At 36.7% G+C, this 25,264-nt stretch carries 24 protein-coding genes, 5 tRNA genes, 1 riboswitch and 2 other annotated features; of the genes, 8 read left to right on the top strand and 21 right to left on the bottom strand.

Translation table 11 applies throughout. The features are described from left to right. Nucleotides 1–81: 81 nt before the first annotated feature. The 5 genes from OL234_RS09785 to rplK form a co-directional block, all read right to left on the bottom strand. Nucleotides 82–1,542 (bottom strand): nicotinate phosphoribosyltransferase, encoded by a 1,461-nt coding sequence (locus OL234_RS09785; protein WP_275469039.1) that lies wholly within the window; start codon nt 1,540–1,542, stop codon nt 82–84. Nucleotides 1,543–1,749: 207 nt separating this feature from the next. Further along, nucleotides 1,750–2,118: a 50S ribosomal protein L7/L12 gene (rplL, locus tag OL234_RS09790; protein WP_275469040.1), complete on the bottom strand. Its 369-nt coding sequence runs from the start codon at nt 2,116–2,118 to the stop codon at nt 1,750–1,752. Nucleotides 2,119–2,172: 54 nt separating this feature from the next. Further along, the gene (gene rplJ, locus OL234_RS09795) at nt 2,173–2,676 is read right to left on the bottom strand and encodes a 50S ribosomal protein L10 (RefSeq protein ID WP_275469041.1); all 504 of its coding nucleotides are present in this window, start codon (nt 2,674–2,676) and stop codon (nt 2,173–2,175) included. Nucleotides 2,677–2,720: 44 nt separating this feature from the next. Beyond that, nucleotides 2,721–2,850, bottom strand: a sequence feature (ribosomal protein L10 leader region). Nucleotides 2,851–2,912: 62 nt separating this feature from the next. After that, nucleotides 2,913–3,602, bottom strand: a complete 690-nt coding sequence (gene rplA, locus OL234_RS09800) for a 50S ribosomal protein L1 (RefSeq protein ID WP_275469042.1) — start codon at nt 3,600–3,602, stop codon at nt 2,913–2,915. Nucleotides 3,603–3,745: 143 nt separating this feature from the next. Further along, nucleotides 3,746–4,168: a 50S ribosomal protein L11 gene (gene rplK / locus OL234_RS09805; RefSeq protein ID WP_275469043.1), complete on the bottom strand. Its 423-nt coding sequence runs from the start codon at nt 4,166–4,168 to the stop codon at nt 3,746–3,748. Nucleotides 4,169–4,549: 381 nt separating this feature from the next. Here rplK and sdaAB point away from each other — a divergent pair, with 381 nt between their 5' ends. Together sdaAB and sdaAA are read left to right on the top strand one after the other, a co-directional pair. Continuing rightward, nucleotides 4,550–5,218: an L-serine ammonia-lyase, iron-sulfur-dependent subunit beta gene (gene sdaAB, locus OL234_RS09810; RefSeq protein ID WP_275469044.1), complete on the top strand. Its 669-nt coding sequence runs from the start codon at nt 4,550–4,552 to the stop codon at nt 5,216–5,218. Between the two features lie 22 nt (nt 5,219–5,240). Next, nucleotides 5,241–6,104 carry an L-serine ammonia-lyase, iron-sulfur-dependent, subunit alpha gene (gene sdaAA / locus OL234_RS09815; RefSeq protein ID WP_275469045.1) on the top strand — a complete coding sequence of 288 codons (864 nt, stop codon included), beginning with the start codon at nt 5,241–5,243 and terminating at the stop codon, nt 6,102–6,104. A gap of 37 nt (nt 6,105–6,141) precedes the next feature. Here sdaAA and OL234_RS09820 read toward each other — a convergent pair whose 3' ends face one another. The 4 genes from OL234_RS09820 to rpmG form a co-directional block, all read right to left on the bottom strand. Beyond that, the gene (locus OL234_RS09820) at nt 6,142–7,026 is read right to left on the bottom strand and encodes an alpha/beta fold hydrolase (protein WP_275469046.1); all 885 of its coding nucleotides are present in this window, start codon (nt 7,024–7,026) and stop codon (nt 6,142–6,144) included. A gap of 78 nt (nt 7,027–7,104) precedes the next feature. After that, on the bottom strand, nt 7,105–7,647 hold the full coding sequence (gene nusG / locus OL234_RS09825) for a transcription termination/antitermination protein NusG (RefSeq protein ID WP_275469047.1): 543 nt from the start codon (nt 7,645–7,647) through the stop codon (nt 7,105–7,107). Between the two features lie 156 nt (nt 7,648–7,803). Continuing rightward, nucleotides 7,804–7,980 carry a preprotein translocase subunit SecE gene (gene secE / locus OL234_RS09830; protein ID WP_275469048.1) on the bottom strand — a complete coding sequence of 59 codons (177 nt, stop codon included), beginning with the start codon at nt 7,978–7,980 and terminating at the stop codon, nt 7,804–7,806. Between the two features lie 16 nt (nt 7,981–7,996). Beyond that, entirely contained in the window at nt 7,997–8,149 is a 153-nt protein-coding gene (gene rpmG, locus OL234_RS09835; RefSeq protein WP_275469049.1) for a 50S ribosomal protein L33, read from the bottom strand. 198 nt (nt 8,150–8,347) lie between these two features. On the opposite strand from rpmG, the gene cbpA reads away from it, so the two are divergent. After that, nucleotides 8,348–8,998 (top strand): cyclic di-AMP binding protein CbpA, encoded by a 651-nt coding sequence (gene cbpA / locus OL234_RS09840; RefSeq protein ID WP_275469050.1) that lies wholly within the window; start codon nt 8,348–8,350, stop codon nt 8,996–8,998. A 37-nt stretch (nt 8,999–9,035) separates the two neighbouring features. Here cbpA and pepV read toward each other — a convergent pair whose 3' ends face one another. The 5 genes from pepV to leuS form a co-directional block, all read right to left on the bottom strand. Beyond that, on the bottom strand, nt 9,036–10,445 hold the full coding sequence (pepV, locus tag OL234_RS09845) for a dipeptidase PepV (RefSeq protein ID WP_275469051.1): 1,410 nt from the start codon (nt 10,443–10,445) through the stop codon (nt 9,036–9,038). 173 nt (nt 10,446–10,618) lie between these two features. Beyond that, nucleotides 10,619–11,854: an aminopeptidase gene (locus OL234_RS09850; protein WP_275470153.1), complete on the bottom strand. Its 1,236-nt coding sequence runs from the start codon at nt 11,852–11,854 to the stop codon at nt 10,619–10,621. Nucleotides 11,855–12,087: 233 nt separating this feature from the next. Next, entirely contained in the window at nt 12,088–12,816 is a 729-nt protein-coding gene (locus tag OL234_RS09855) for a pseudouridine synthase (protein WP_275469052.1), read from the bottom strand. 77 nt (nt 12,817–12,893) lie between these two features. Further along, nucleotides 12,894–14,534, bottom strand: coding sequence for a putative polysaccharide biosynthesis protein (locus OL234_RS09860; protein WP_275469053.1), 1,641 nt, complete (start codon nt 14,532–14,534; stop codon nt 12,894–12,896). Between the two features lie 266 nt (nt 14,535–14,800). After that, nucleotides 14,801–17,215, bottom strand: coding sequence for a leucine--tRNA ligase (gene leuS / locus OL234_RS09865; RefSeq protein ID WP_275469054.1), 2,415 nt, complete (start codon nt 17,213–17,215; stop codon nt 14,801–14,803). A 63-nt stretch (nt 17,216–17,278) separates the two neighbouring features. Next, nucleotides 17,279–17,489 (bottom strand) — a binding site (T-box leader). A 273-nt stretch (nt 17,490–17,762) separates the two neighbouring features. Here leuS and OL234_RS09870 point away from each other — a divergent pair. The 5 genes from OL234_RS09870 (at nt 17,763) to mnmM (ending at nt 21,777) form a co-directional block, all read left to right on the top strand. After that, nucleotides 17,763–18,398, top strand: a complete 636-nt coding sequence (locus OL234_RS09870; RefSeq protein ID WP_275469055.1) for a DUF1700 domain-containing protein — start codon at nt 17,763–17,765, stop codon at nt 18,396–18,398. A gap of 2 nt (nt 18,399–18,400) precedes the next feature. After that, nucleotides 18,401–19,420 carry a DUF4097 family beta strand repeat-containing protein gene (locus OL234_RS09875; RefSeq protein WP_275469056.1) on the top strand — a complete coding sequence of 340 codons (1,020 nt, stop codon included), beginning with the start codon at nt 18,401–18,403 and terminating at the stop codon, nt 19,418–19,420. Nucleotides 19,421–19,621: 201 nt separating this feature from the next. Continuing rightward, nucleotides 19,622–20,221: a phosphatase PAP2 family protein gene (locus OL234_RS09880; protein WP_275469057.1), complete on the top strand. Its 600-nt coding sequence runs from the start codon at nt 19,622–19,624 to the stop codon at nt 20,219–20,221. An 18-nt stretch (nt 20,222–20,239) separates the two neighbouring features. Next, entirely contained in the window at nt 20,240–21,193 is a 954-nt protein-coding gene (gene mnmL / locus OL234_RS09885) for a tRNA modification radical SAM protein MnmL/YtqA (protein WP_275469058.1), read from the top strand. 2 nt (nt 21,194–21,195) lie between these two features. Further along, on the top strand, nt 21,196–21,777 hold the full coding sequence (gene mnmM, locus OL234_RS09890) for a tRNA 5-(aminomethyl)-2-thiouridylate-methyltransferase MnmM (protein WP_275469059.1): 582 nt from the start codon (nt 21,196–21,198) through the stop codon (nt 21,775–21,777). A 22-nt stretch (nt 21,778–21,799) separates the two neighbouring features. Here mnmM and OL234_RS09895 read toward each other — a convergent pair whose 3' ends face one another. The 7 genes from OL234_RS09895 to OL234_RS09925 all read right to left on the bottom strand — a co-directional run bounded on the left by OL234_RS09895 (nt 21,800) and on the right by OL234_RS09925 (nt 25,242). Next, nucleotides 21,800–23,326, bottom strand: coding sequence for an MDR family MFS transporter (locus OL234_RS09895; RefSeq protein WP_437184426.1), 1,527 nt, complete (start codon nt 23,324–23,326; stop codon nt 21,800–21,802). Nucleotides 23,327–23,400: 74 nt separating this feature from the next. Then, the gene (gene metK / locus OL234_RS09900; protein WP_275469061.1) at nt 23,401–24,588 is read right to left on the bottom strand and encodes a methionine adenosyltransferase; all 1,188 of its coding nucleotides are present in this window, start codon (nt 24,586–24,588) and stop codon (nt 23,401–23,403) included. Continuing rightward, nucleotides 24,586–24,674: riboswitch (SMK box riboswitch) on the bottom strand. (Overlaps the previous gene by 3 nt.) A 108-nt stretch (nt 24,675–24,782) precedes the next feature. Continuing rightward, a tRNA-Glu gene (locus OL234_RS09905) sits at nt 24,783–24,854 on the bottom strand. A gap of 18 nt (nt 24,855–24,872) precedes the next feature. Beyond that, nucleotides 24,873–24,960: transfer RNA gene (locus OL234_RS09910), tRNA-Ser, on the bottom strand. 14 nt (nt 24,961–24,974) lie between these two features. After that, nucleotides 24,975–25,048, bottom strand: a tRNA-Ile gene (locus OL234_RS09915). Between the two features lie 31 nt (nt 25,049–25,079). Beyond that, nucleotides 25,080–25,150: transfer RNA gene (locus OL234_RS09920), tRNA-Gly, on the bottom strand. Nucleotides 25,151–25,168: 18 nt separating this feature from the next. Continuing rightward, nucleotides 25,169–25,242: transfer RNA gene (locus OL234_RS09925), tRNA-Asp, on the bottom strand. Nucleotides 25,243–25,264 lie beyond the last annotated feature (22 nt).

Consider the following 25,264-nt stretch of genomic DNA (forward strand, 5'->3'; position numbering starts at 1 on the left):
TCATAAGAAAAAGGCCTCTTCCTCACTATAATAAGAATCAGCTGATGCTTATTGTGAACAAGTTGCCCCCCTTCTGCTTTACTACATTTCCTTAACTGATTGACGTACTTCTTCGATAATTTTCATTTTTTGGTTATACGCATCTAAGGATAAATCCACTGGATAAATCTGAGGATTTAAATCACGTTTATACTCTTCCCACAAGCTATCTTGATTCGCAACTGCTACTGCCTTAATCTCTTGTAAAGTTGGCATCTTATAAACCAAGTTCCCCTCAAGATAAATATTTTGTAAGATAGGACGCGCCTCAAAATTAACTACCGTCTTATTAATATAAGTATGAACAGGATGGAACATGTATAATTCATCAAGTTGGTTCGGGTCTTCATGCCATAGTGCTACATAATCACCCTCAGACTTCATGGTTTCTTTTTGACGAATACGCCATACTTGTTTTTTACCTGGTGTTGATACTTTTTCAGCATTATTTGATAACTTAATTGTATCAACCATCTTACCTTGATCATTTTCAATCGATACTAATTTATACACTGCTCCTAAGGCCGGTTGATCAAAAGCTGTAATCAACTTAGTCCCTACACCCCAAACATCAATTTTAGCGTGCTGCATTTTTAGATTCATAATCGTTGCTTCATCTAAGTCATTTGAAGCGTAAATCTTAGCTTCTGGATAACCTGCCTCATCTAACTGTTTGCGAACTTTTTTGGAAATATAAGCCATATCTCCACTATCAATACGGACACCTAAGAAATTAATTTTATCGCCCATTTCATCAGCAACTTTAATCGCATTTGGCACACCTGATTTTAACGTGTCATACGTATCAACTAAAAAGACACAATCACGATGGGTTTTAGCATAAGCCTTAAACGCTTTATAATCATCACGATAAGATTGTACAAGAGAATGGGCATGAGTCCCACTAGTCGGGATACCGAAAATTTTCCCCGCTCGGACATTGCTTGTCGCATCACATCCACCAATATAAGCCGCACGTGTCCCCCAAAAAGCAGCATCTAATTCTTGTGCTCTTCTTGACCCAAATTCCATCAATAATTCTGAACCAACTACCGATTTAATCCGTGCTGCTTTAGTAGCAATTAAAGTTTGATAATTTACAATATTTAAAATGGCCGTCTCAACTAATTGGCACTGTGCCAACGGCCCCTCTACTTGAACTAAAGGCTCATTACTAAAAACTAATTCTCCTTCAACAGCTGATCTGACTGTACATTCAAATTTGAAATCTTGCAAATACTTTAAAAAGTCTTCAGGATATTCTTCCACCTCACGTAAGTAGGCAATATCTGATTTGGTAAATTGTAAATTTTCAAAGTAATCTACAATCCTCTCTAACCCTGCAAATACTGCATAACCATTCTTAAATGGCATATTTCTAAAATAACACTCAAAGACAGCATGACGATCTGCTCGCCCTAACTCCCAATAAGTTTTCATCATATTAAGTTGATATAAGTCAGTATGTAAAGCTAAACTATCATCTGGATACAGTTCCATCATTTGCAGATTCCATCCTTCTCTAATTACTAAATTTATTATGACTGATTATCTCTCATGACATCAGTCCCTTAGCACTACTTCTTTTTCCTAATTAATATTGTACCATTTTTTTAGTTTTCAACAATATGATTTGCTTTAAAGAATGTTTTAAATACAAAAAAACTCTATTCTGAAATTCAGAATAGAGTTCATTACTTTTAAATAAAATTATTTAAGAGTGATTCCAGCGCCAACTTCTTCTAAAGCAGCTTTACAAGCTTCTGCTTCTTCTTTAGAAACGCCTTCTTTAAGTGCTGATGGAGCACCATCAACTAATGCTTTAGCTTCTTTTAAGCCTAAGCCAGTAGCTTCGCGAACAGCTTTGATAACTTTAACTTTTTGGTCTCCAGCTGAAGTTAATTCAACAGTGAATTCTGTTTGCTCTTCAGCAGCAGCACCAGCAGCAGCACCAGCAGCAGCTACAGGAGCAGCAGCAGATACGCCAAATTCTTCTTCAATTGCTTTTACTAAGTCGTTTAATTCTAAAATGCTTGATTCTTTTAAATCAGCAACGATTTGTTCAATGTTTAATGACATTTATAATTCCTCCATTATTGTGTTTTTTTTTAGTTTGTTAAGATTAAGCCGCAATTAAGCAACTTCTTCTTCTTTTGATTCTGCCACTGCATTGATAGCATACGCCACGTTGCGGACAGGAGCTTGTAGTACTGAAAGTAGCATTGAAAGCATACCTTCGCGGTTTGGTAATTGTGCCAAAGCATTGATATCTTCTACTGAAGATACTTTACCTTCGATTACGCCACCTTTGATTTCTAGTGCTTCCGCACCTTTAGCGAAATCGTACATAATTTTAGCTGGTGATACCACGTCTTCATTACTGAAGGCGATAGCTGTCGGTCCAGTAAATACTTCGCCCATTCCTTCTAAACCTGCTGCTTCTGCAGCACGTGAAAGGATTGAGTTTTTGATTACTTTCATTTCAACATTAGCATCACGTAATTGTTTACGTAAGTTAGTCACTTCTTCAACAGTTAAACCACGGTAATCTACTACGACTACAGAAGCTGCTTCTTTGAATTTAGTTGTTACTTCTTCAACAAGTTGTGCTTTTTTAGCAATAATTGCTTCGCTCATTTTAATTTCACCTCCTGAGTTATTGATGGTTGGGTTTTTATTGCTTAAGCAATAAAAAAACTCCATGCCACCGTTGACATAGAGGGACTATTGGTATAAATACCAGATATTGTCCTCGGTAGGAAATTAAGGCTCAAGGCCACCTACTGTCTTCGGTACATATAAGACCTAACTTAGAAACTATACCATAAGCATAGTTTCTAGGTCAAGACTATAAGTAATAATTTTAATTTAAATTAGATAGATGCAACATCAATTTTAACACCAGGGCCAAATGTTGTTGTTACAACTAAGTTCTTCATGTATGTACCTTTAGTTGCAGCTGGTTTAGCTTTAACCATTACATCATGAATTGTTTGGAAGTTCTCGATTAATTTAGCATCATCAAATGATACTTTACCAATTGGAACATGGATGTTACCAGCTTTGTCAACACGGTAAGTTACTTTACCAGCTTTAACTTCGTTAATAGCTTTAGTAACGTCCATTGTTACAGTACCAGTTTTAGGGTTAGGCATTAAACCTTTAGGTCCTAATACGCGTCCTAATTTACCAACTTCAGCCATCATGTCTGGAGTTGCTACAACAACATCAAAATCGAACCAACCTTGTTGGATTTTTTGAACCATGTCAGCATCCCCAACGTAGTCAGCGCCTGCTGCTTCAGCTTCTTTAGCTTTTTCACCTTTAGCGAATACTAAAACTGATTGAGTTTTACCAGTTCCGTTAGGTAAAACAACAGCACCACGAATTTGTTGATCTGCTTTTTTAGGATCAACGTTTAAACGGTATGCAACTTCAACTGTTGCGTCGAATTTTGCAATATTTGTATCTTTTGCTAATGCGATAGCATCTGCTACTGCATAAGCTTTATTTGAATCAACTTTTTTTAATGCATCTTGCATTTTTTTGCTTTTTTTAGCCATTTTGTTTCCTCCTTGAATGTGGTTATAACGGTAGAACCTCCCACGGAATTTATATCTTTCAATATAAACCGACTGAGAAGCTACTTCCGGTGGTTACAGTAAATATTCTTGTAGTCAGGCTGTGACTACATGACTGACTTTAATTAGTCAACTGTAATCCCCATGCTTCGTGCAGTACCTTCAACCATGCGCATTGCTGCTTCAATATCAGCTGCGTTTAGGTCCTCAATTTTTAGAGTAGCGATTTCTCTTACTTGGTCGCTTGTTACAGATGCAACTTTAGTTTTGTTAGGTTCGCCTGAACCTTTTTCCACGTTAGCAGCTTTCTTTAATAAAACAGCAGCTGGTGGTGTTTTTGTAATAAATGTAAATGAACGGTCTTCATATACAGAGATTACTACTGGAATAATTAAACCAGCTTGATCAGCAGTACGAGCATTGAATTCTTTAGTGAATCCCATGATGTTTACACCTGCTTGACCTAACGCAGGTCCTACTGGTGGTGCTGGAGTTGCTTTTCCTGCAGGAATCTGCAATTTAACGATTTTATCTACTTTTTTTGCCACGAGACATACCTCCTTAAGTCCGTGATGTGGTTATGTGGAGATTAAGATTTCTCCTCCCACTTTCTTTTGCCATAACAAAAGAATACGCATTATCACACGCGTCTTTAAATTATAACTGATTTTTTTTTTTATAGCAAGTCTAAAACTCACCTTTCTACTATTAGAATACTACTAGAAAAAACGACTTAACACTTGTATTAAAAGGACGCCTTAGACACAGTAAATTTGGCTTATCTAACTATTTTGTGTTACTAAGTGATTTACTTACACATTTTCTTCACGAATTCTCATCATTCTAACCGTACTTTTCAATATCGTCAATAAATATATGGTATCATAAAAACAGCTATTTTAAATAAAGTATAAAAAGGAGTTAATTGTATGTCTTCTGGACAATTTAGAAGTGTTTTTGATGTTATCGGGCCAGTCATGATCGGGCCAAGTAGCTCTCATACAGCAGGAGCTGCTCGTATTGGGAAAATGGTTCGTGAAATTTTCGGAGAATTACCGGACCAAGTTGATATTTTACTATATGAATCGTTCGCTAAAACGTATCGCGGACATGGGACAGACATCGCCTTAGTAGGTGGCTTATTAGGAATGGGGCCAGATGATGATCGTCTTGCAACATCACTTAAACTAGCACATGAAGCGGGTGTTGAAGTCTGTTTTGTCCCTAAAAAAGATCCGGCTGACCATCCAAATCAAGTCACTATGCGCTTAAAAAAAGGCGAACGAACACTTAGTATTACGGGTGTCTCAATTGGTGGCGGAAATATTCAAATTACTGAAATCAACGGCTTCAAAGTCACTCTAAATCCTGGTGTCCCTACTCTAATCATCTCACATAAGGATCAGACTGGTGCAGCTGCAAATGTTACCCGTATCTTCCAAAAATATAATATTAATATCGCCATTATGAATATTACAAGAGAAAATCGTGGGGGCAATGCCATGATGCTGATTGAAGTTGATTCACCTAATGTTGTTGACTGTCTAGATGAAATTAAATCCCTAGAAGAGATTCAAGCAGTCACATTTTTTGACTAAGTAAAATTTGGAGGTTTGAAGTATGTTCGAAACAATTGAAGAACTAGTAGTATTAGCTAACAACTATGGAAGCGTTGCCGAAGCAATGATTCAACTTGAAATGAGCGTCTCTAAAACTGACCGTCAGGATATTATCGAAAAAATGCAAGCACAACGTGACGTGATGTTACAGTCAATAAAAAGAGGAACAGCTGGCGTTACGTCTGTCACAAAATTAACTGGCGGAGACGCCCCTAAAATGACTACTTATCTAGATAAAGGTGAGTTTTTAAGTGGCGACTCTATTTTAAAAGCTGTCCGCAATGCAATTGCTGTCAATGAAGTGAACGCTGAAATGGGCTTGATTTGTGCCAACCCAACAGCGGGAAGTGCTGGAGTGGCGGCTGGAGTCTTAGGTGCTGCTATCGAAGACCTAAAATTAACTGACGAACAGCAAACTGATTTCTTATTTACAGCAGGGGCTTTTGGTTTAGTCATCGCTAATAATGCTTCCATCAGTGGAGCTGCTGGTGGCTGTCAGGCAGAGATTGGCTCGGCAAGCGCCATGGCAAGTGCAGCTCTTGTTGCTGTTGCTGGTGGAACACCTGAGCAATCTGCCCAAGCGATTGCCATTACCCTAAAAAATATGATGGGCTTAATTTGTGACCCGGTAGCAGGTTTAGTAGAAGTCCCTTGCGTCAAACGTAACGCCTTAGGAGCCTCTCAAGCCTATGTCTCTGCTGACATGGCTCTGGCAGGAATTACAAGTGTGATTCCACCAGATGAGGTTGTTATAGCTATGGGCCGAGTCGGTGAACAAATGCCTTCTATTTTTAAAGAAACAGCAGAAGGTGGCTTGGCAGATACGCCAACCGGTCGACGCATTGCCAAAGAAATTTTCAATTAAAAAATAACCTACTGATTTGAATCAGTAGGTTATTTTTTTACTCCTTATTCGCATCTGGCCATAAAAATTCTGCCATAACATCATCGACATCACTATTCTCATGTAATAACATATGTTGTCCTTGCCAACCATAGATCGCAACCTCATGATAACTTTCAATAACTGGCTCTAACAAATAACTAATAGCTTTAACACTATCTACAGGAACCGTTCCATCACTTCGACTTCCATTCCCCAAATCACCATAAATATTTAAAAATGATAGCGTCTTAGGTAAACGTTCTTGCGCCGCTTCTAAATAACGATACGTCGCATTTCTTTCTTGTGGCCCTTTTTCAGATAAATCAAGTTCTGTCATGCTATCATTTGAAACTTCTTCACCATTAAAAGGTGAGCCTAGTGTCACTAATTTCGTAATTTGTGGTAATTTCGGATCATAACCGTAGTCAACTAAATATCTTAAGGCTGCTACACCGCCCATTGAATGACCCACAAAATACACATCATCAATAATTAATTTTTGCTTTAGTAAGAGCATTATTTGATGTAACCATTCCCCTTGTTGCCATTCACTCGGTTGCATCTCTTTAAATATAATATGAACTAGTGGACGCTCAACTGTCTGTAATTTTTCGATATTTCCTTGAATCACCAAATGATGGTTTCGCTCAACAATAATTTCTAGGCTGCGCTCTGCATAACCTGCTTTTTCAAACCGTTTAATCATTCGACCTAGAGAGTATTTCGTTCCATATGTACCATGTAAGAACAACGTTGGTGTAACGCCTTTAGGAAGTTGCGTTTCGTCTAATAATCTTTCAGCACGCTCTCTTTTAAATCTGACGTATCTACCTAAGCAATAACCAGTAACGCCTAACCCTCCTGCTGCTAACAATCGCTTTAACCATTTGTTTTCTTCCATTATCATCCCGCCCCTTCAATTTAAAATAAAAAACCGGCTATCATCATCATGTAAGATAGCTCGGTCTTTTGTTTGACATTATATTTTATCTATTTGTTCAAAATCAAGTTCTGTTGACGTTTCGCGACCAAACATATCGATATTTACTTTAAGTTTTTGACGTTCTAAATCAATTTCTACAATCTCTCCTGATAAACCAGAGAAAGCGCCATCGATAATCATAATAACTTCGCCTACTACTACGTCCAATTCTTTATGACGCGCACTTAAGCCTAATTTTCTTAAGATATGTTCAATTTCTTCATTTAATAAAGGTGCAGGCTTACTTCCAGCCCCATGTGAGCCAACGAAACCTGTAACACCTGGTGTATTACGGACAACGTACCAAGAATCATCTGTCATAACCATCTCTACTAAAACATATCCTGGGAATGTTTTCTTAGTGTTGATTTTTTCTTTACCATTCTTAATTTCACGTTCTTCTTCTTCTGGCACAACTACACGGAAGATAAAATCTTCCATACCCATACTTTGCGCACGAGATTCGATGTTAGCTTTAACCTTATTTTCATAGCCAGAATATGTATGCAATACATACCATTGTCTTTCAAATGTTTCCATTTCTAGCAGCCTACTTTCTTGTAAAATAAAAAAACTTCAGTCTACCCCGAAGTCTTTCTTTGCTTTAGTATATCACTCTTACGGACTCTTGACTAGCATTTTTCTAAGTGTCTAATCAAATTTAACGATTGAAAAAGCCCTATCACCGCTTTATTCTTATCCTTTAATAAAGAAGCTGATAGCTGTATTGATTAAGAAATCTACGACGCCAAAGAAAATCCCGAATAATACTGTTGTTGAAATAACGGTCATAACGTCTTTTCTTAATTTTTTACCTGTCGGCCATGTCACAGCTTTCATTTCTTTACGAACACTTCCTAGAAATTTAAACATTAGGCTACCTCCTTAATTATTTAGTTTCACGATGTAATGTATGTTGTTTACAATATTTACAAAATTTTTTGATTTCTAAACGTTCAGTTCGTTGCCCTTCATTAACTGCTTTTGAATAATTTCTAGAACCACAAACAGAACAGGCCAGAGATGATTTTTTTACTGCCATACGATTTCCTCCACTCTGTCTAGTCTTTTACCAACTAACATTACCACCATTTTTAAAACATGTCAAATCAGCTTTTTATCCCAATCTAAGCAAACTATTACTTTCTAATTCTTAGCTAAAACAAATTTTTTGCTACTTGTTTTCATTAATATATGTTAAGATAACACTAACAAATCGCTTATAATAGGAGGAAAAAAGATGTTGATCAAACAAGTTTGTATCCCAAGAAAAGATTTAACAACTGTTGATGAAACTTGCACACTTGAAGCCGCACTTGAGATTTTAGAAAAATCAGGCTATCGTTGTGTTCCTGTCCTAGATGGAACAAATAAGATATTCCGTGGAAATATTTATAAGATGCATATTTATCGTCATAAATCACAAGGTGGTGATATGCAGCTTCCTGTCACTCATTTAATTAAAAATGCGACAAAATTCATCCACATCAATTCTTCATTTTTCAAAATTTTCTTTACTATCAAAGAACTACCTTACATCGCAGTACTAGATGAGCAACAACATTTTTACGGTATTTTAACTCATAGTAAACTATTGAATATTTTAGCACAATCTTGGAATGTCAGCGAAGGACGTTTCGTTTTGACCGTCGCCTCAACTGGTCAACGTGGTGATTTGGCTGCTGTTGCAAAAATCATTTCAAAATTTACACCTATCACTAGCTGTATCAGCTTAGATGTGGGGCAAGATGAGTTTATCCGTCGTATGCTCTTTACCTTACCAGCTGATGCTACAGAAGAAACATTAAACGCCGTCATCGCGCAGCTTGATAAAAAGAAATACAAAGTGGTAGAAGTGGAAGATTTGCATAAATCTGCTGAATCATTTTAAAAAAGAGACCATATGAATGGTCTCTTTTTTACTGTTATTATTTAATTAAACGATAAATTGCATCAGCATAAATGACAGTAGCATTAATAATATCGTCCACTTCCATAAATTCATTGGCTTGATGCATCGTGTCAACACTATGAGGGAACATCGCACCATAAGCAACGCCACGTTCTAACAAACGGCCGAAGGTTCCGCCACCAATCACTTGTCCATGACCTTCTAGACCAGTATGTTCTGTATAAACATCTAACAATGTTTTAACTAACTCATCATCTTCTGGTACATAGTGTGGTAACGTCGCTTTATCAATTGTAAAGGTTGTACCTAAGCCACCTAGCAATTTCTCAAATGAGGCCACCATCTCTGGAGCTGTAATACCTTTAGGATAACGAATATTTAATGTTACGTAGTTATCTGTTTGATTCGCTTTAAACGAGAATAGTCCTGCATTAACCGTTAACTCACCCATCACATCATCTGTATAGTTAATACCTAATTTTTCACCAGTAGTATCACCATGAACATAAGTTGCTATCGCACTAAGATAAGCTTTCGCTCCGCCACCAAAAGCATAGTTATCTAAAAATGCTGCTAGGTAAGTTCCACCATTGATACCTGATTGTGGACTAGCACCATGTGCTGATTTACCTTTAACAATGACTTTGATTGCTGTTCCGTCAACTTCAATTATTCCTGAAATTGGGTTAGCTTCAATAAACGTCATAAACTCAGTTTCAAAATTAGCTGCTTGATCAACGGTAGCTACTTCAACAAGAGCCGTTGCAGATTCTGGTACCATATTGGCACGTAAACCTGATTCAAAACTTATTAGTTTATAATCACCTTCATTACTACCATCAAATAACAAGTTAATTGAGGCATTCCCCTTTTCACCGTTGATGATTGGGAATTCTGCATCTGGAGCAAAACCAAAGTCGGGTTTATCTTCCACCTCTAAGTAGCGATCCATACATTGCCAAGAACTTTCCTCGTCGGTCCCAATAATAAAGCGGACACGTTTTGATACGGGTAACTCTAACTCTTTAATCATTTTTAAAGCATAGTATGCAGCGATACTTGGTCCTTTATCATCGCTTGCACCACGTGCGTATAATTTTCCATCTTTGATAACAGGTTTAAACGGTTCCGTATCCCAACCAGTTCCAACTGGAACAACGTCAACGTGGCCAAAAATTCCCATTGTCTCATCGCCTTGGCCATATTCTAAATGCCCAGCAATATTGTCAATATTTTTGGTTGTAAAACCATCACGCTCACCAATCTCTAAGAAATGTAGTAGAGCTTCTTTAGGTCCTGGACCAACTGGTGCATCCACTGTAGCTTTGTCGTCTTCTCTGACACTTGGAATACTTAATAAATCAAATAAGTCCTTAAACAAGTCTTCTTTTCTAATCTCTACTTCTTTTTTCCAATCAATTGTCATACCATCCACTCCTATTCTGTCTCAGTACATCTCTTATCATATCACTATTAGTGTAAAAATACCTGATATAACCCTACTAGCAACTCATTTTTTTACAAGAAACCCACGGATAATCCCCCTCAAGGGGCGCCGTGGGAGTGTTTATCACTATAGAAATAGACTTATGGTAAGCCTTATGCCCAATCGCCATTTTTAAAAATTGGAACAACTGTTCCATCTTTACGAATACCATCGACTGACATTTGCGCTGATCCTATCATAAAATCAACATGTTTTTGACTACGGTTAATGCCATGCGCCATCAATTCTTCTTCTGACATCACTGTGCCACCTTCAATATTATGAGCATAAGCTGCTCCTATAGCCAAATGATTTGAAGCATTCTCATCAAACAGCGTGTTAAAGAAAACAATTCCAGATTGAGAAATCGGAGAAGGGTCACTGACAAGTGCGACTTCACCTAAACGTTTCGAGCCAGAGTCTGAAGCAACTAAGGTTTTAATCACTTCTTCGCCTTTTTCAGCCGTCACATCAACGACTTCACCGTCTTTAAAGGTCCATTTCATTCCTTCAATAATTGTCCCAGCATAACTCAAAGGTTTCGTACTTGAGACATAGCCATTAGTTCGATGACAATCAGGCGCTGTAAAGACTTCTTCCGTTGGCATATTAGCTGTAAATTTCTCACCACGAGCATTGAGGCTCCCAGCACTCACCCAAATATGATTTTCTGGTAAACCAACAATTAAATCGGTTCCTGGAGCTGTGTAATGTAATGAATCAAACTGCTCTTTATTTAGCATATCTGATTTTTTACCTAAGATTGCTTCGTGTTCTTTCCAAGCCACTACAGGATTCTCTTCATAAACACGTGTTGTTTTAAAAATTTGATCCCAAAGGGCTGTAACTTGTTCTTCTTCTGTTGCTAATTCTGGGAATACTTTAGCTGCCCAAGGACCATCTGCAGCCGCAACAACTGTCCAACTCACTTTATTAGCCTGTGTTGCTCTTCTTAAATCAAAAAGATGTTTGGCATCATGTTGTTGGTATGCTCCAATCTTATCTGAATCTAAACCAGCTAAAGCGTCTGGATCTGAAGAAATAACGCTAATACGGCTTGCACCTTTTTCTAACCAATCATGTGTCTCATCTATCATATAAGAAGGAACTTCAGCTAAATTTTCAACTGACATATTTTGAACATTTTGACGCAACAACTCATCATCACTCCACTTAACAATAACTTGGGCTGCCCCTCTATCATAAGCCTCTTTTACAATTAAGCGCGCTAACTTAGCTTGGTTAACTGCAATTTGTAAAACAATTGTATGCCCCTCTGTGACATTAACACCGGTTTCTACAATTAGGCGAGCATACTTTTCTAAGTTTTTATCAAACGTTTGATTCATCATTTTTACAATTCCTCCGCTTCTTTGAATATCTATTTTTCTATTTCACTATTCCTAGCCAAAAGAATAACGCTTACATTAAACTAAAATGGCTTCTAACTACTTAAAATTATAAGCCACCTGTCTATCTATTGCCAGTCGATTGAATTAAATAACCGATAAATGAATAAATTTCCTATATAAGTTGCCATTTTTCTTACCTATCATTCATAGTTTTAACAGTCTTTTTTAATTTAAGCACGTCGGTATGTTTTAAGTTTCAGCAGTTCTTTTTCAGTAAGTTTACGATAAGTCCCAATCTTTAAAGCTTCTTCCAAAACTAAAGGTCCCATTGTTTCTCGATGAAGAGTGAGTACTTGTTTTCCTAATGCTTCAAACATACGCTTAACTTGATGATATTTTCCTTCTGAAATAGTTACTCTCACATAGGATTGATTTAGATCTAAATCAATCCCCTCAATTTCTAAATGACCTGGTAAACATTTTTCACCACCAGAAATAAGCATTCCTTCGGAAAAAACACGCTTATCTTCAGCCGTTACAATGCCGGATATTGTGGCGTAATATCTTTTAGATACGTGTTTTTTAGGTGACAATAACTCATGACTCAATTTCCCATCATTTGTAATCAACAATAAGCCTGTCGTATCCTTATCTAAACGTCCTACTGGAAATAAATCTTCTCTATAATCTTCTGCTTTTAACAAATCTAAAACTGTTCGATGCTGACGATCTTCAGTTGCAGAAATCACCCCTTGAGGCTTATGTAATAAATAATAAAATTCACTTTCATAATATAAAACCTCCCCATTAAGAGTGACTATATCGTTATTCTCATCCACAGAAACTTTTCCATCTTTAATCTGTATACCATTTATTTCAATTTTTTCTTTTTTTAAAAAAGTCTTCACTTCTTTGCGACTTCCTAACCCCATATGACTCAAAAATTTATCTAAACGCATGTTAAACCCTCTCTATTCTTATTAACTATTCTTATCATAATAAAAAAAAGAACACATTAATAGTGTTCTTTTTATTTTTAACTAATATGTAGTTTACGACGGAAACTTTCAGCCTTTTCACCAATTAATTTATCAGCTAGCTTTAATTTTAAAGCTAGATAGCTATACACTACACCACCTGCAGTTGCAACAAATATAATAATGAAGAAAGCTTGAACCTTACTATCTGGACTCAACACTAGATAACTTACCTTACGCATGATGAGTGCGACTATCGTCATAATAACACTTAATACAAAAATTAATAATGTTCGGCGAGCTGTTAACGACATGTCAAACTTCGTTATGTCCTGAACCGCACGAACCGTTAGAAGACCTGCAACTAAAACACTCACACCTGTTGCTAATAAAGGTCCATAAACTTGGAATTGAATAATAAACGGATATTGAATAATCGCTTTGACTACCAAGCCAATAGCTAAACAAATCAAGGCGCGTTTATTACCATATAATCCTTGTAAAGTAGTCGAAGCTAACATATAAAATCCTAAAATAATACCTAAATAACATGCTTCAACTAAAACAGAAGCTCCTAACTTATCTGGTTCATAAAATAACGTATTTAATGGATAGGCTAAGACAATCATTCCCATTGTAGCAGGGATCATTACAAAGAAGAACAATTGGATATTATCACTAACTAAGCGAGCTAAGCCTTTATGATTTTTCATCGTAAAAGCTTCTGTTACAAGAGGTAAACTCGTCACAGATAGTGACGTTGCAATTGAAATAGTAATCATCGTCAATTTATCTGGGTTGGCACTAAACAAGGTAAATAATTCTTTAATTTGAGTTGACGTGTACGCTGTTGTATTGGTCATAATACTTTCAAACGTATATTGGTCAATAATTTTAAAGATAGTAATCGCTGAGCCAATAATAATGAAAGGGAATGCCTCAATCATCATATCTTTCAATAAACCAGTTGTTGAAATCTCTAACTTATTGTCACTCGTTGCTTCTAACATTTGCATCTCGCGTGACTGTTTACGATAGAACCATAACAGCGTCCCAAAAGCTGCTAACATTCCAATAAATGCCGCAAAAGTTGAATGAGTTACCGCTTTAACGTAGTCCCCTTCTCCGACCTTCATAATAATATAAGTCGCCAATAACATATAAAAAACGCGAGCAAATTGCTCAATCATTTGTGAGACAGCCGAAGGCATCATATTATGATTACCTTGGAAGTACCCACGAATCACACTCATACATGGGAAAATCAATAATCCCACACTTAAAGCACGCATTGTTGGAATAAGATCCTTATCCCCTGCTGCTAAGATTGGTGCTGCAAAAAACATCACACTAGCACATAAAACACCAAATCCCATCATTACCGTCATCGACTTTTTAAATAACTTACGACTTAAGCCATATTCATTTAAAGAGTTATAATGAGAGATTTGTTTGGCAATTGCGCCAGGAATCCCTGCTGTAGCTATCATTAAAAATAATGCATAAATATTATAGCCTTTGGTAAATAAATTATTCGCTACTTTTGCATCTGTCCCCATCCAAGCGTACCACGGGATAATATAAATTGCTCCCATTAGCCTAGATACCACACTACCAACTGTCATCCAGATAGAGCCACGAAGCATTTTCTTCTTGGACTCAACATCCTTTTGTTCAAAATTTTCTTCTGGTATTTGCATTGATTATGTCCAACTTTCTCACTATTCTTAATTCTAAATAATAAAAAACATCCAAAACTCTTTTCGTACACTTACATATTACCAAATTAACTCATGTTAGTTAAGCACGTTTTATATAAAAATTTATTAAGTTATTCACATGACAAGTTCTTATGTTTTACATTGGACGCTTTTAAAACAGTTCTCATGTCATTTCCAACAATAATAGAAAGCAGCTAAACTGTATTAGCTACTTCCTATCGAAATTATGTTTAAACAAGGTAAAATTAATTAGCAACAATATTAACTAATTTATTTGGAATCGCAATCACCTTACGGACCGTTTTACCACTTAATTGTTCTAAAATAAGCTCATTATTTAAGGCTAATTTTTCTAAGTCTTCTTTAGCAGTATCACGTTCAATAGTAACTTTAGCACGGACCTTGCCATTAACTTGTAAAACAATCTCTAACTCATCTTCTACCAAATACTTTTCTTCATAAGTTGGCCAAGCAACATAAGTTAAACTTTCTGAATGTCCTAGAACTTGCCATAATTCTTCACACATATGTGGGGCTACAGGTGCCAATAATTGTACAAATCCTCTTATATATTCAACAGGCAAAGCTTCTTGTTTATTGGCTTCATTAACGAAAACCATTAATTGTGAGATAGCTGTATTAAAGTGTAAGTGTTCAAAATCTTCGGTTACTTTTTTGACTGTTTGATGATAAACTTTTGTTAAGTTACCATCATTATGCGTTGTCACACGGTCTCGCAATTTATTGTCATCATCTAAAATCAAACGCCACACCCGGTCTAAGAATTTACGACTGCCTTCTAAGCCTTTTTCATTCCAAGCGATTGCTGCATCAAGTGGTCCCATAAACATTTCATATAAACGTAAGGTATCCGCACCATATTCCGCAACAACGTCATCTGGATTCACAACATTCCCTTTAGATTTAGACATTTTATTGTTATCACTACCTAAAATCATGCCTTGATTAAATAATTTTTGGAATGGTTCTTTAGTTGGCACAATGCCACAGTCGTACAAGAATTTATGCCAGAAACGAGCATATAATAAATGAAGTACGGCATGTTCTGCCCCACCAATATACATATCTACTGGTAACCACTCTTTTAATTTCTCAGGATCAGCCAAAGCGTCGCTATTATTTGGATCGATGTAGCGTAAGTAATACCATGAACTACCTGCCCACTGTGGCATTGTATTTGTTTCACGGCGACCTTTCATTCCTGTTTTAGGATCGACAACATTCACCCAATCTTCAATATTAGCTAAAGGAGACTCGCCTGTTCCACTTGGTTTTATGTCACGTGTTACAGGTAATATCAAAGGTAACTCTTCCTCTGGAACTGTGGTCATTGTGCCATCTTCCCAGTGAATAACTGGAATTGGCTCGCCCCAATAACGTTGACGTGAGAATAACCAGTCACGTAAGCGATAACTAACTTCTTTTTTACCAACTTTTTCAGCTTCTAACCATTCTAACATTTTAGTTATAGCTGTTGGTTTATCTAAACCATTTAGGAAGTCGGAATTGATATGCAGACCGTCTCCAATATAAGCTTCTTTTTCAATATCGCCACCTTCAAGAACTGGTGTAATAGTTAAATCAAAAGTTTTAGCAAATTCATAATCGCGTTCATCATGAGCTGGAACAGCCATAATCGCTCCTGTCCCATAAGTTGCTAACACGTAATCTGCAATCCAGATAGGCATCATTTCACCAGTTACAGGGTTAATGGCATAAGCTCCTGTAAAGACCCCAGTTTTTTCTTTAGCTAATTCTGTACGCATCAATTCTGATTTTTTAGCAGCTTCTTCAATATACGCTTCAACTTCAGCCATTTTTTCAGGTACTGTGATTTCTTTTACTAAGGCTAATTCTGGTGCTAATACGGCATAAGTCGCTCCAAATAACGTGTCGGGTCTTGTCGTAAAGACATCAAAAGTTCGATCCATATCCGCAAGTTTAAAGGTAACAGTTGCTCCTTCAGAACGACCAATCCAGTTACGTTGCATATCTTTAATATTTTCAGGCCAGTCGACTTCTGCTAAATCATCAATCAAACGGTCTGCATACGCTGTGATTTTTAACATCCATTGTTTCATTGGGACACGATAAACAGGGTGATCACCACGTTCTGATTTCCCATCAATAACTTCTTCATTAGCCAAAACTGTCCCTAAAGCTGGGCACCAGTTAACTGGAATTTCTGCTTCATAGGCCAAGCCTTTTTCAAATAATTTGGTAAAAATCCACTGAGTCCATTTATAGTAACTTGGATCTGTTGTATTGATTTCGCGTTCCCAGTCATAACTAAAACCTAGTGAATTGATTTGACGACGGAAAACTTCAATATTCTTTTGAGTAAACTCCGCTGGATCATTTCCAGTATCTAAAGCATATTGTTCGGCTGGTAAGCCAAAAGCATCCCATCCCATAGGGTGTAAAACATTGTAGCCTTGACTACGCTTCATACGTGATAAAATATCTGTTGCTGTATATCCCTCAGGATGTCCAACATGAAGCCCTTGCCCTGATGGATAAGGGAACATATCTAGCGCATAAAAATTATCTTTCCCTTTCTCTTCTGTTGTCTTAAATGTGCCATGCTCAGCCCAATATGTTTGCCATTTTTTTTCAATCTCATTATGTTGATACGCCATATCTATTCCTCCATTACTCTTTTTTTAATACAAAAAACGCCCTATAAAAACATCGTTCTGTTTTTATAGGACGTTAAATCATCATTAACGTGGTACCACCTATCTTTACACTATTATATTTAACAGTGCCTTCAACATGATAACGGCTGTCACCGGCAAGATTTTTAGTTCAAGCAACTCTAAGGTAAGTTCATAAATCGTCACTACACATTTTCACCAACCATGTGCTCTCTACTAGCTTAAATTTATTACTACTCCTTATCTCAGTTCTTTCATATATACTACCAAAATAACAGTAGTTAGGCAAGTCTCTCACAACAAGATTCCCATCCTGACGGTAATTTTTTATCTAAAGCTCTTTTTAAGACACTTTTTCACAGTTCCCAACGTGTCTATTTTTTATCCGCCATTGTACTTAGTAGAAGTCATACTTTAGGCCGATTTTTAGCTAAAGCTATTGTCAGTTCTTTAATTTACGGCTATATTTAAAGTATCAAAGAGACTAATACTCTCTTGTTCAATTGATTAGAGAATAGAGGGTTTTACTATGAATAAAGAACATTTTTTAACTGAACTAAAAATCCACCTTAAAGGTCTTCCACCCAAAAAAATTACTTATATCTTAAATATGTACAATGAAAAATTTGATAAGTTAATCGGCGAGGGACAAACCGAACAATACATTTCAAAATCACTTGGTCAGCCGGATCAAATAGCCTCAACTATTTTAAAGGAATTTGGTATAGCACCTAAAAATGTTGCCACTCCTCATGATGACTGGCAAGAATTTACTGACAAACAAAATTATCATCCCTACTCTGAAAGCTCTGAATGTAACAATCATCGGCCAAAACCGGCATCATTTTTCATCCGATTCTGCCAAATAGTTGGCGTCCTAGCCTTTAATTTCTTATTTATGATTTGGATGATATTTGCCGGATTATGTTGTTTATTTGCCGCTTGGGCTGTGGTTCTTGTTTTAGCTATCTGTCCGATTGCTGGTGTAATTGCTTTCTTTTTGACAATTGGTTCCGTGGCTTTTTTCCAATTATTCTTTGGTACCGCTCTTGGTGGATTAGGGTTAATCGGTATCGCCATTATGCTACCACTTACTAAATATAGTTTCCGTTTCCTACGCTATTATTGGCAATGGACAATGAAAACATTACGAGGAGAATACTAATCATGAAAAAGCGTATCATTGCCCTTGCCTCAATTGGAACAGTTTTACTGACCGTTGGCGCTATTGGTTCAATAACTTATTTTAATAAAGCTGAAAAACAAGCTCGGACAACTATTAAAGAAACATATAAACCACATAACCATCAGGAATTAGTCCTAAATCTACATGGAAATACTGTTTATGATATCCGAACCTCTGATGATAATAAGTTTCATCTCTCAGGAAATCTTTATACACTCGACAATAATCAAAGTTTAACTTGGCAACCTAATGAAAAAAACAACAAAACTATCGTTCCGGTCACCTTTAAAGAGTCAACTAAACCATCTTTAGACTTTGGGTTTAATTTGTGGAATGATCAACGAAATTCTGTAAAGATAGATATCCCCTCTACTTATAAAGAAATTACCATTAAAAATACCTCTTATGGCCATCTCAATCTAGATGGTATTAAGACAAAAAAATTGCATGTAGAAAATAAAAAAGGCGCCATTTCTCTAGAAGATATCAAAGCTGACCAAGCCGAAATCACTAGTGATTCTAGCTCCATCAACGCTATTAGAAATCATTTAGATGGCGAATTGATCCTCAAATCAACTCATGGGGAAATCAATATCTTAGATCTAACTGCTAAAAAATTAACAGCTGAGACGATAAATAATAATCTTTTTGCTGAAAATATCACAGCTGATTTCGAAGCTAAAAGTGAGTATGGTGACATTAACTTAACTAATATAATTGGAAAAGTCCAAACAGAAAATACCAATGGCTACACATCCTGGTATCAAGAAAAAATAATCGAAGATAGCGACTTAAATTCAATTAATGGCGGTATTAATTTGGAATTAGAACGACTGCCACGTAATATTGAACTTAACGCAACAAGTAAATTAGGCGATATCTCACTGTTAGATAGTGACAAAGAAGCCCTTAAAATTGGACGCAATCAACCAAAGGTCTCTTTGGAAACTAGTTCAGGAGACATCTATGTAACAAGTGATGAAGACACTGATGAAGACTAGCTTACTAGTTATCTCGAATAACTTAAAAATAACTGTCATCTCCAGTTGATACCGTAACTAAGTACTCAAAACATGGTATAATAAAAGAACCCTTTAGCCAAACTAAAGGGTTCTTTTTTAGATATGAAAGGATGGTGTTTCATGCACTCAAGCAAATATAACAATTGGTATTTTGCGAGCAGTTGTTGCCTCGTATTTTTCATGATCTTAGGTTATACTGTTAAGTTTTATGAAAAAAGTCTCTCTTTTATTGATGTGCCCTTAACCGCTTTAATCAGAAGTACTTTGACAAGCAGTAGCACTCAATTTTATACGTTGATCACTCAGTTTGGAAGCGTACTTCCTTTAAGTTTATTAACTCTACTAAGTAGCATCCTCTTACTTTATAATAAACGTCGGATTGAGAGCATTTGGCTGATTATTAATGCTGCTTTAGTTGCTGGCTTAGGTAACTATGCAATAAAATATATCTTTATGAGACCTAGACCTGATTTAGAACAGTTAACGCCTGTTACCCATTATAGTTTTCCAAGTGGACATGCTATGGGGAGTCTACTTTTTTATGGCACCATGATCGTTTTAACACAACTTTTAATAAAAAATAAACCTATAAAATACACTATTCAACTATTTCTTGGCCTCTTAATTTTACTAATTGGTATCAGTCGCGTTTACCTTGGTGTCCATTTCCCTACAGATATTATTGGTGGCTATCTTTTAGGTCTAGCTTGGTTACTAGCTAGCTATCCATTTTTTCAAAAAAAACGCTTTATTTGGCGTTTTAAAAGCAAACAACATTAAGGAGTGACCTTGTTATTTATGAACAATTTTATTTATACAAATGACCCTACCAAGGCTTATCACACTTGGAATTACTGCTTACGGCAAGAATTCGGCGAAAAAATTTTTAAAGTCCCAATTGATGCAGGCTTTGACTGCCCAAATCGTGATGGGACTGTAGCTCGTGGTGGGTGTACCTTTTGTAGTGTATCAGGTTCTGGAGACATGATATTAGCACCCACTGATCCCCTACCTGAACAATTTCAAAGTGAAACTAAACGCATGCATGAGAAATGGCCTGGTGTAACTAACTATTTGGTCTATTTTCAAAATTTTACTAATACTCATGGAACTGCCGAAACAATTCGCCAAAGATTTGAACAGGTTCTTAATGAGCCTGGTGTCGTAGGACTCTCAATCGGAACACGTCCTGATTGCTTGCCTGATGATGTCATTGAATATCTTGCAGAATTAAATGAGCGCTTTTATCTGTGGGTAGAACTTGGATTACAAACGACTTATGAACACACGAGTCATAAAATAAATCGTGCTCATGATTATCAAACATATCTAACTGGTGTTGAGAAATTGCGTAAACATAATATCCGTGTGTGTACCCATTTAATTAACGGCTTACCTGGTGAGACCCCTGAGATGATGCTTGAAAATGTTAGACGGACTATTTTAGATTCCGATATTCAAGGAATCAAACTCCATCTAATGCATCTTATGACTAATACACGAATGGTACGCGACTACGTTTCTGGTGAGTTACAATTAATGACCAAAGAAGATTACGTTAATGTTATCTGTGATCAACTTGAACTTATTCCCCCAGAAATAGTTATTCACCGCTTAACAGGGGATGCTCCTAGAGACAGTATTATTGGACCCATGTGGAGTTTAAAAAAATGGGAAGTCTTAAATGCCATTGACGCTGAATTAAAAAAACGGCAAAGTTGGCAAGGAAAATATAATATTAGAGAGGTTTGATTATGTTAAAAACAGCCTTAAATAATAGCCATGAGCTATTAACCGAAATTATAGAGCCTGGTGACTTAGTCGTTGATGGGACTGTTGGTAATGGCTTTGATACCCTTTTTCTCGCGAAATTAGTTGGGAAATCTGGTAAGGTGATTGGCTTCGATGTTCAAGAGCAAGCGATCAACACCACAACTGAAAAACTCTTAGCAGAAAAATTATTATCAAGAGTTGACTTACACCATAAAGGACATGAAGCTTTAGAAACAATGTTAACTGCACAAGATAAAGTAAAAGCAGCCATTTTTAACTTAGGTTATTTGCCAAAAAGTGATAAAAGTATTATCACTAAAAGTGATACGACTCTCACTGCTTTAAAGGCTCTTTTATCTCACTTAACACCAAAGGGACGTATCATCATTGTAATCTACTATGGTCATGAGGGAGGACTATCAGAAAAAGATGCGGTCCTAAATTACGTTAAAAATATTCCTCAAGCAGATTTTAATGTCCTATCTTACCAATTTATCAATCAAAAAAACAATCCACCGATTCTAATCGCAATCGAAAAAAAAGCCAAGAAGCATGCTCCTTAAACGAGCAGCCTCTTGGCTTTTTCTATTTGATTAGACGTTCTGATTTTTGGAATCTATTTAAAATAAAAGCTGCTACAAGTAAAATAATTCCAACAAAATAGACTGTATGCAAACCTGTATATAAGATATTTCGCAATGGTTCCACCAATTTTGGATCTAAAAGGTTCAAGGTTTCATGACTTGACAATTGATCAATCATTTCACGTTTTACTCCTAAACCACTTTGTACTACCATTTCTTTATTAAAGTGATTATTCAATACTACTCCAAAAATTGAAACCATGATAGTTTGACCTAAAGTACGACTCAATGTATTAAATGAAGTTGCTACCCCAATATTATCCTCTGAGACGCTACTTTGTGCTTTAACGGTTGTACACGTAATTGTAATTCCTAAACCAATCCCTGTCCAAGCTGAAATCAAGCAGAAAGCCCAAAATGGTGTTGTTACTGGGACATTAGCTAGGAATACTCCCCCAACAATAATAATAAATAAACCAATTGTTAAAGCTTTTTTAGTCGTTGTTTTTTCAAGTAAGCGACCTGCAACAAATGAGCCAATCACCCAAGTAAAGGATAAAGGTGCTAACGCCATACCACCTAAAGCTGCCTTCAAGCCCAAGACTCCTTGCATCCACATTGGAATATAGACGTCGATCCCCATTAGGAAACCACTTACCAAAGCTGCAATTAAATTAACAATCATAAACGTTGAATTTTTAAACAAGTCTAGAGAAATAACTGGATCTTTTGCTTTTTTCTCAACACGAGTAAAGACAACTCCAAAAATAATAACTAAAGCAAAACAAATGACAGTAATAAGACTTGCTCCTGCTGGCTCACTTAATGTTTGGAACCCATACAGTAAAGCCAATAGTAACATCATCAACGATAAACTACCTGCTACATCAATTGGCTGTTTCTTATGTTCATTTTTAGGTTCTACTAGGAAAATCATAGTTAATATTACTAATAAAATACCAATTGGTACATTAACAAAGAAAATCCAATGCCAACCAATTGTATCTACAATAAAGCCACCACATAATGGACCTACTACACTAGCAATACCCCAAAAAGCACTACTTAGACCTAATATTTTCGCACGTTTTTCTAACGGATAAATATCAGCAATAATTGTCATCGCTACTGGCATAATCGCTCCTGCCCCGATACCTTGAATTGCACGATAGACAATCAATTCTAACATACTTCCTGAAATACCACATAAAGATGATCCAATGATAAATACCACAATCCCAAATAAAAAGACCGGTTTACGTCCTACACGGTCGACTAACTTACCATAGATTGGTGTCATCATCGCATTAGTTAACAGATAGATTGAAAATACCCAACTCATGATTTCGCCGCCCTTTAATTGACCAGCTATTGTTGGCATTGCTGTTGAAACAATCGTAGCTTCAATCGCTGTCATAAAGATTGCAATAAAAACCGTCAGAGTTACAATCTTGACATTTGTTTCTCTTTTATTCACTTTTCCACTTCCTTTTCTAATACTTTTTCTTATATTCACAAAACCAGCCATTTTTTTAGCTAATAAGTTCCAAAAAAATAGCGCCTCCTAATGAAGATATCCCTCCTCACTAAGAGCCGCCTCTATTACTCTGCTAAACTGTTCAAAAGAGCTTCAACCTTATCGGTTTTTTCCCAAGTGAAGTCAACATCTGTACGACCAAAATGTCCATATGCAGCTGTTTTTTGATAAACTGGTTTTCTCAAATCAAGCATATCAATAATACCTGCGGGACGTAAATCAAAGTTTTTACGGATTGCTTTAATTATATCATTTTTAGCAATTTTTTCAGTTCCAAATGTTTCAACTGAAATAGAAACTGGCTGTGCCACACCAATTGCATAAGCTAATTGGACTTCACATTTATCAGCAAGTTTTGCTGCAACAACATTTTTAGCAATATAGCGAGCTGCATAACTAGCAGAACGATCTACCTTTGTAGCATCCTTACCAGAAAATGCTCCCCCACCATGACGAGCATAACCGCCATAAGTATCCACGATGATCTTACGACCTGTTAGTCCTGAATCACCTTGTGGGCCTCCAATCACAAAACGACCTGTTGGATTGATATAATATTTAGTATTCCCATCTAGTAAATCAGCTGGAATTACATCAAAAATAACTTTTTCCTTCACATCTTTTTGAATTTGTTCTAATGTTACCTCTTCATCATGCTGTGTACTGATTACAACGGCATCTACTCTAAGTGGCTGTCCTTGCTCATCATATTCAACAGTTACTTGAGACTTAGAATCTGGACGTAAATAAGGTAAAACATCTTCTTTTCTTAACTCAGATAACTTGTGAGTTAATTTATGGCTTAAAGAAATTGGTAATGGCATTAATTCTGGTGTTTCATTACAAGCGTAACCAAACATTAAGCCCTGATCACCTGCTCCAATATCTTCCTTAGATTCTGATGCTTCACGAGCTTCTAAAGACTCATCTACTCCTTGAGCAATGTCTGGTGACTGTTCATCCAATGCTACCATTACAGCACATGTATCACCATCAAAGCCGTACTTAGCACGCGTATAACCAATACCTTTGATTGTATCGCGTACAACTTTTTGAATGTCAACATAGGCTGAAGTTGTCACCTCTCCAAAAACTAAAACAAGACCTGTCGTAACTGACGTCTCACACGCCACACGAGCCATTGGGTCTTTAGCTAACAATGCATCCAAAATAGCGTCACTAATCTGATCTGCTACCTTATCTGGATGTCCTTCTGATACTGATTCTGATGTAAATAAATGTTTTTCACTCATCTTTCATTCCCCCTTCATATTATCGGTTACAAGGCATTTTTAAATAACAGTACTATTTAAATCCTATCGGGAATCTTGCAACATTCCTAGTATAACAAATTTTAAAGAAAAACTCACTATTAATATTTAAAAGCTAGTTTATTGTTGGTTAATAAAAAAAGATAAAAAAAAAGAGCATTTCTGCTCTTATATGATGACCCGTACGGGAATCGAACCCGTGATACCGCCGTGAAAGGGCGGTGTCTTAACCGCTTGACCAACGGGCCATTGTTAAAATATTAAAACGGAGAAGGAGGGATTTGAACCCTCGCGCCGCGTTAACGACCTACACCCTTAGCAGGGGCGCCTCTTCAGCCACTTGAGTACTTCCCCAAATTCAAAACTTATGGGCCTAAATGGACTCGAACCATCGACCTCACGCTTATCAGGCGTGCGCTCTAACCAGCTGAGCTATAGGCCCATTCGAAAATGGTTTGTTTTTTTCAAAACAAAGCGGGTGACGAGAATCGAACTCGCGACAACAGCTTGGAAGGCTGTGGTTTTACCACTAAACTACACCCGCAAAAATCAATATTACGTACGGTCTGGACGGGACTCGAACCCGCGACCTCCTGCGTGACAGGCAGGCATTCTAACCAGCTGAACTACCAAACCAATAACTCTTTTACTTTAATAC

Source organism: Vagococcus intermedius, assembly GCF_029144185.1.
GTDB classification, from domain to species: Bacteria; Bacillota; Bacilli; order Lactobacillales; family Vagococcaceae; genus Vagococcus_D; species Vagococcus_D intermedius.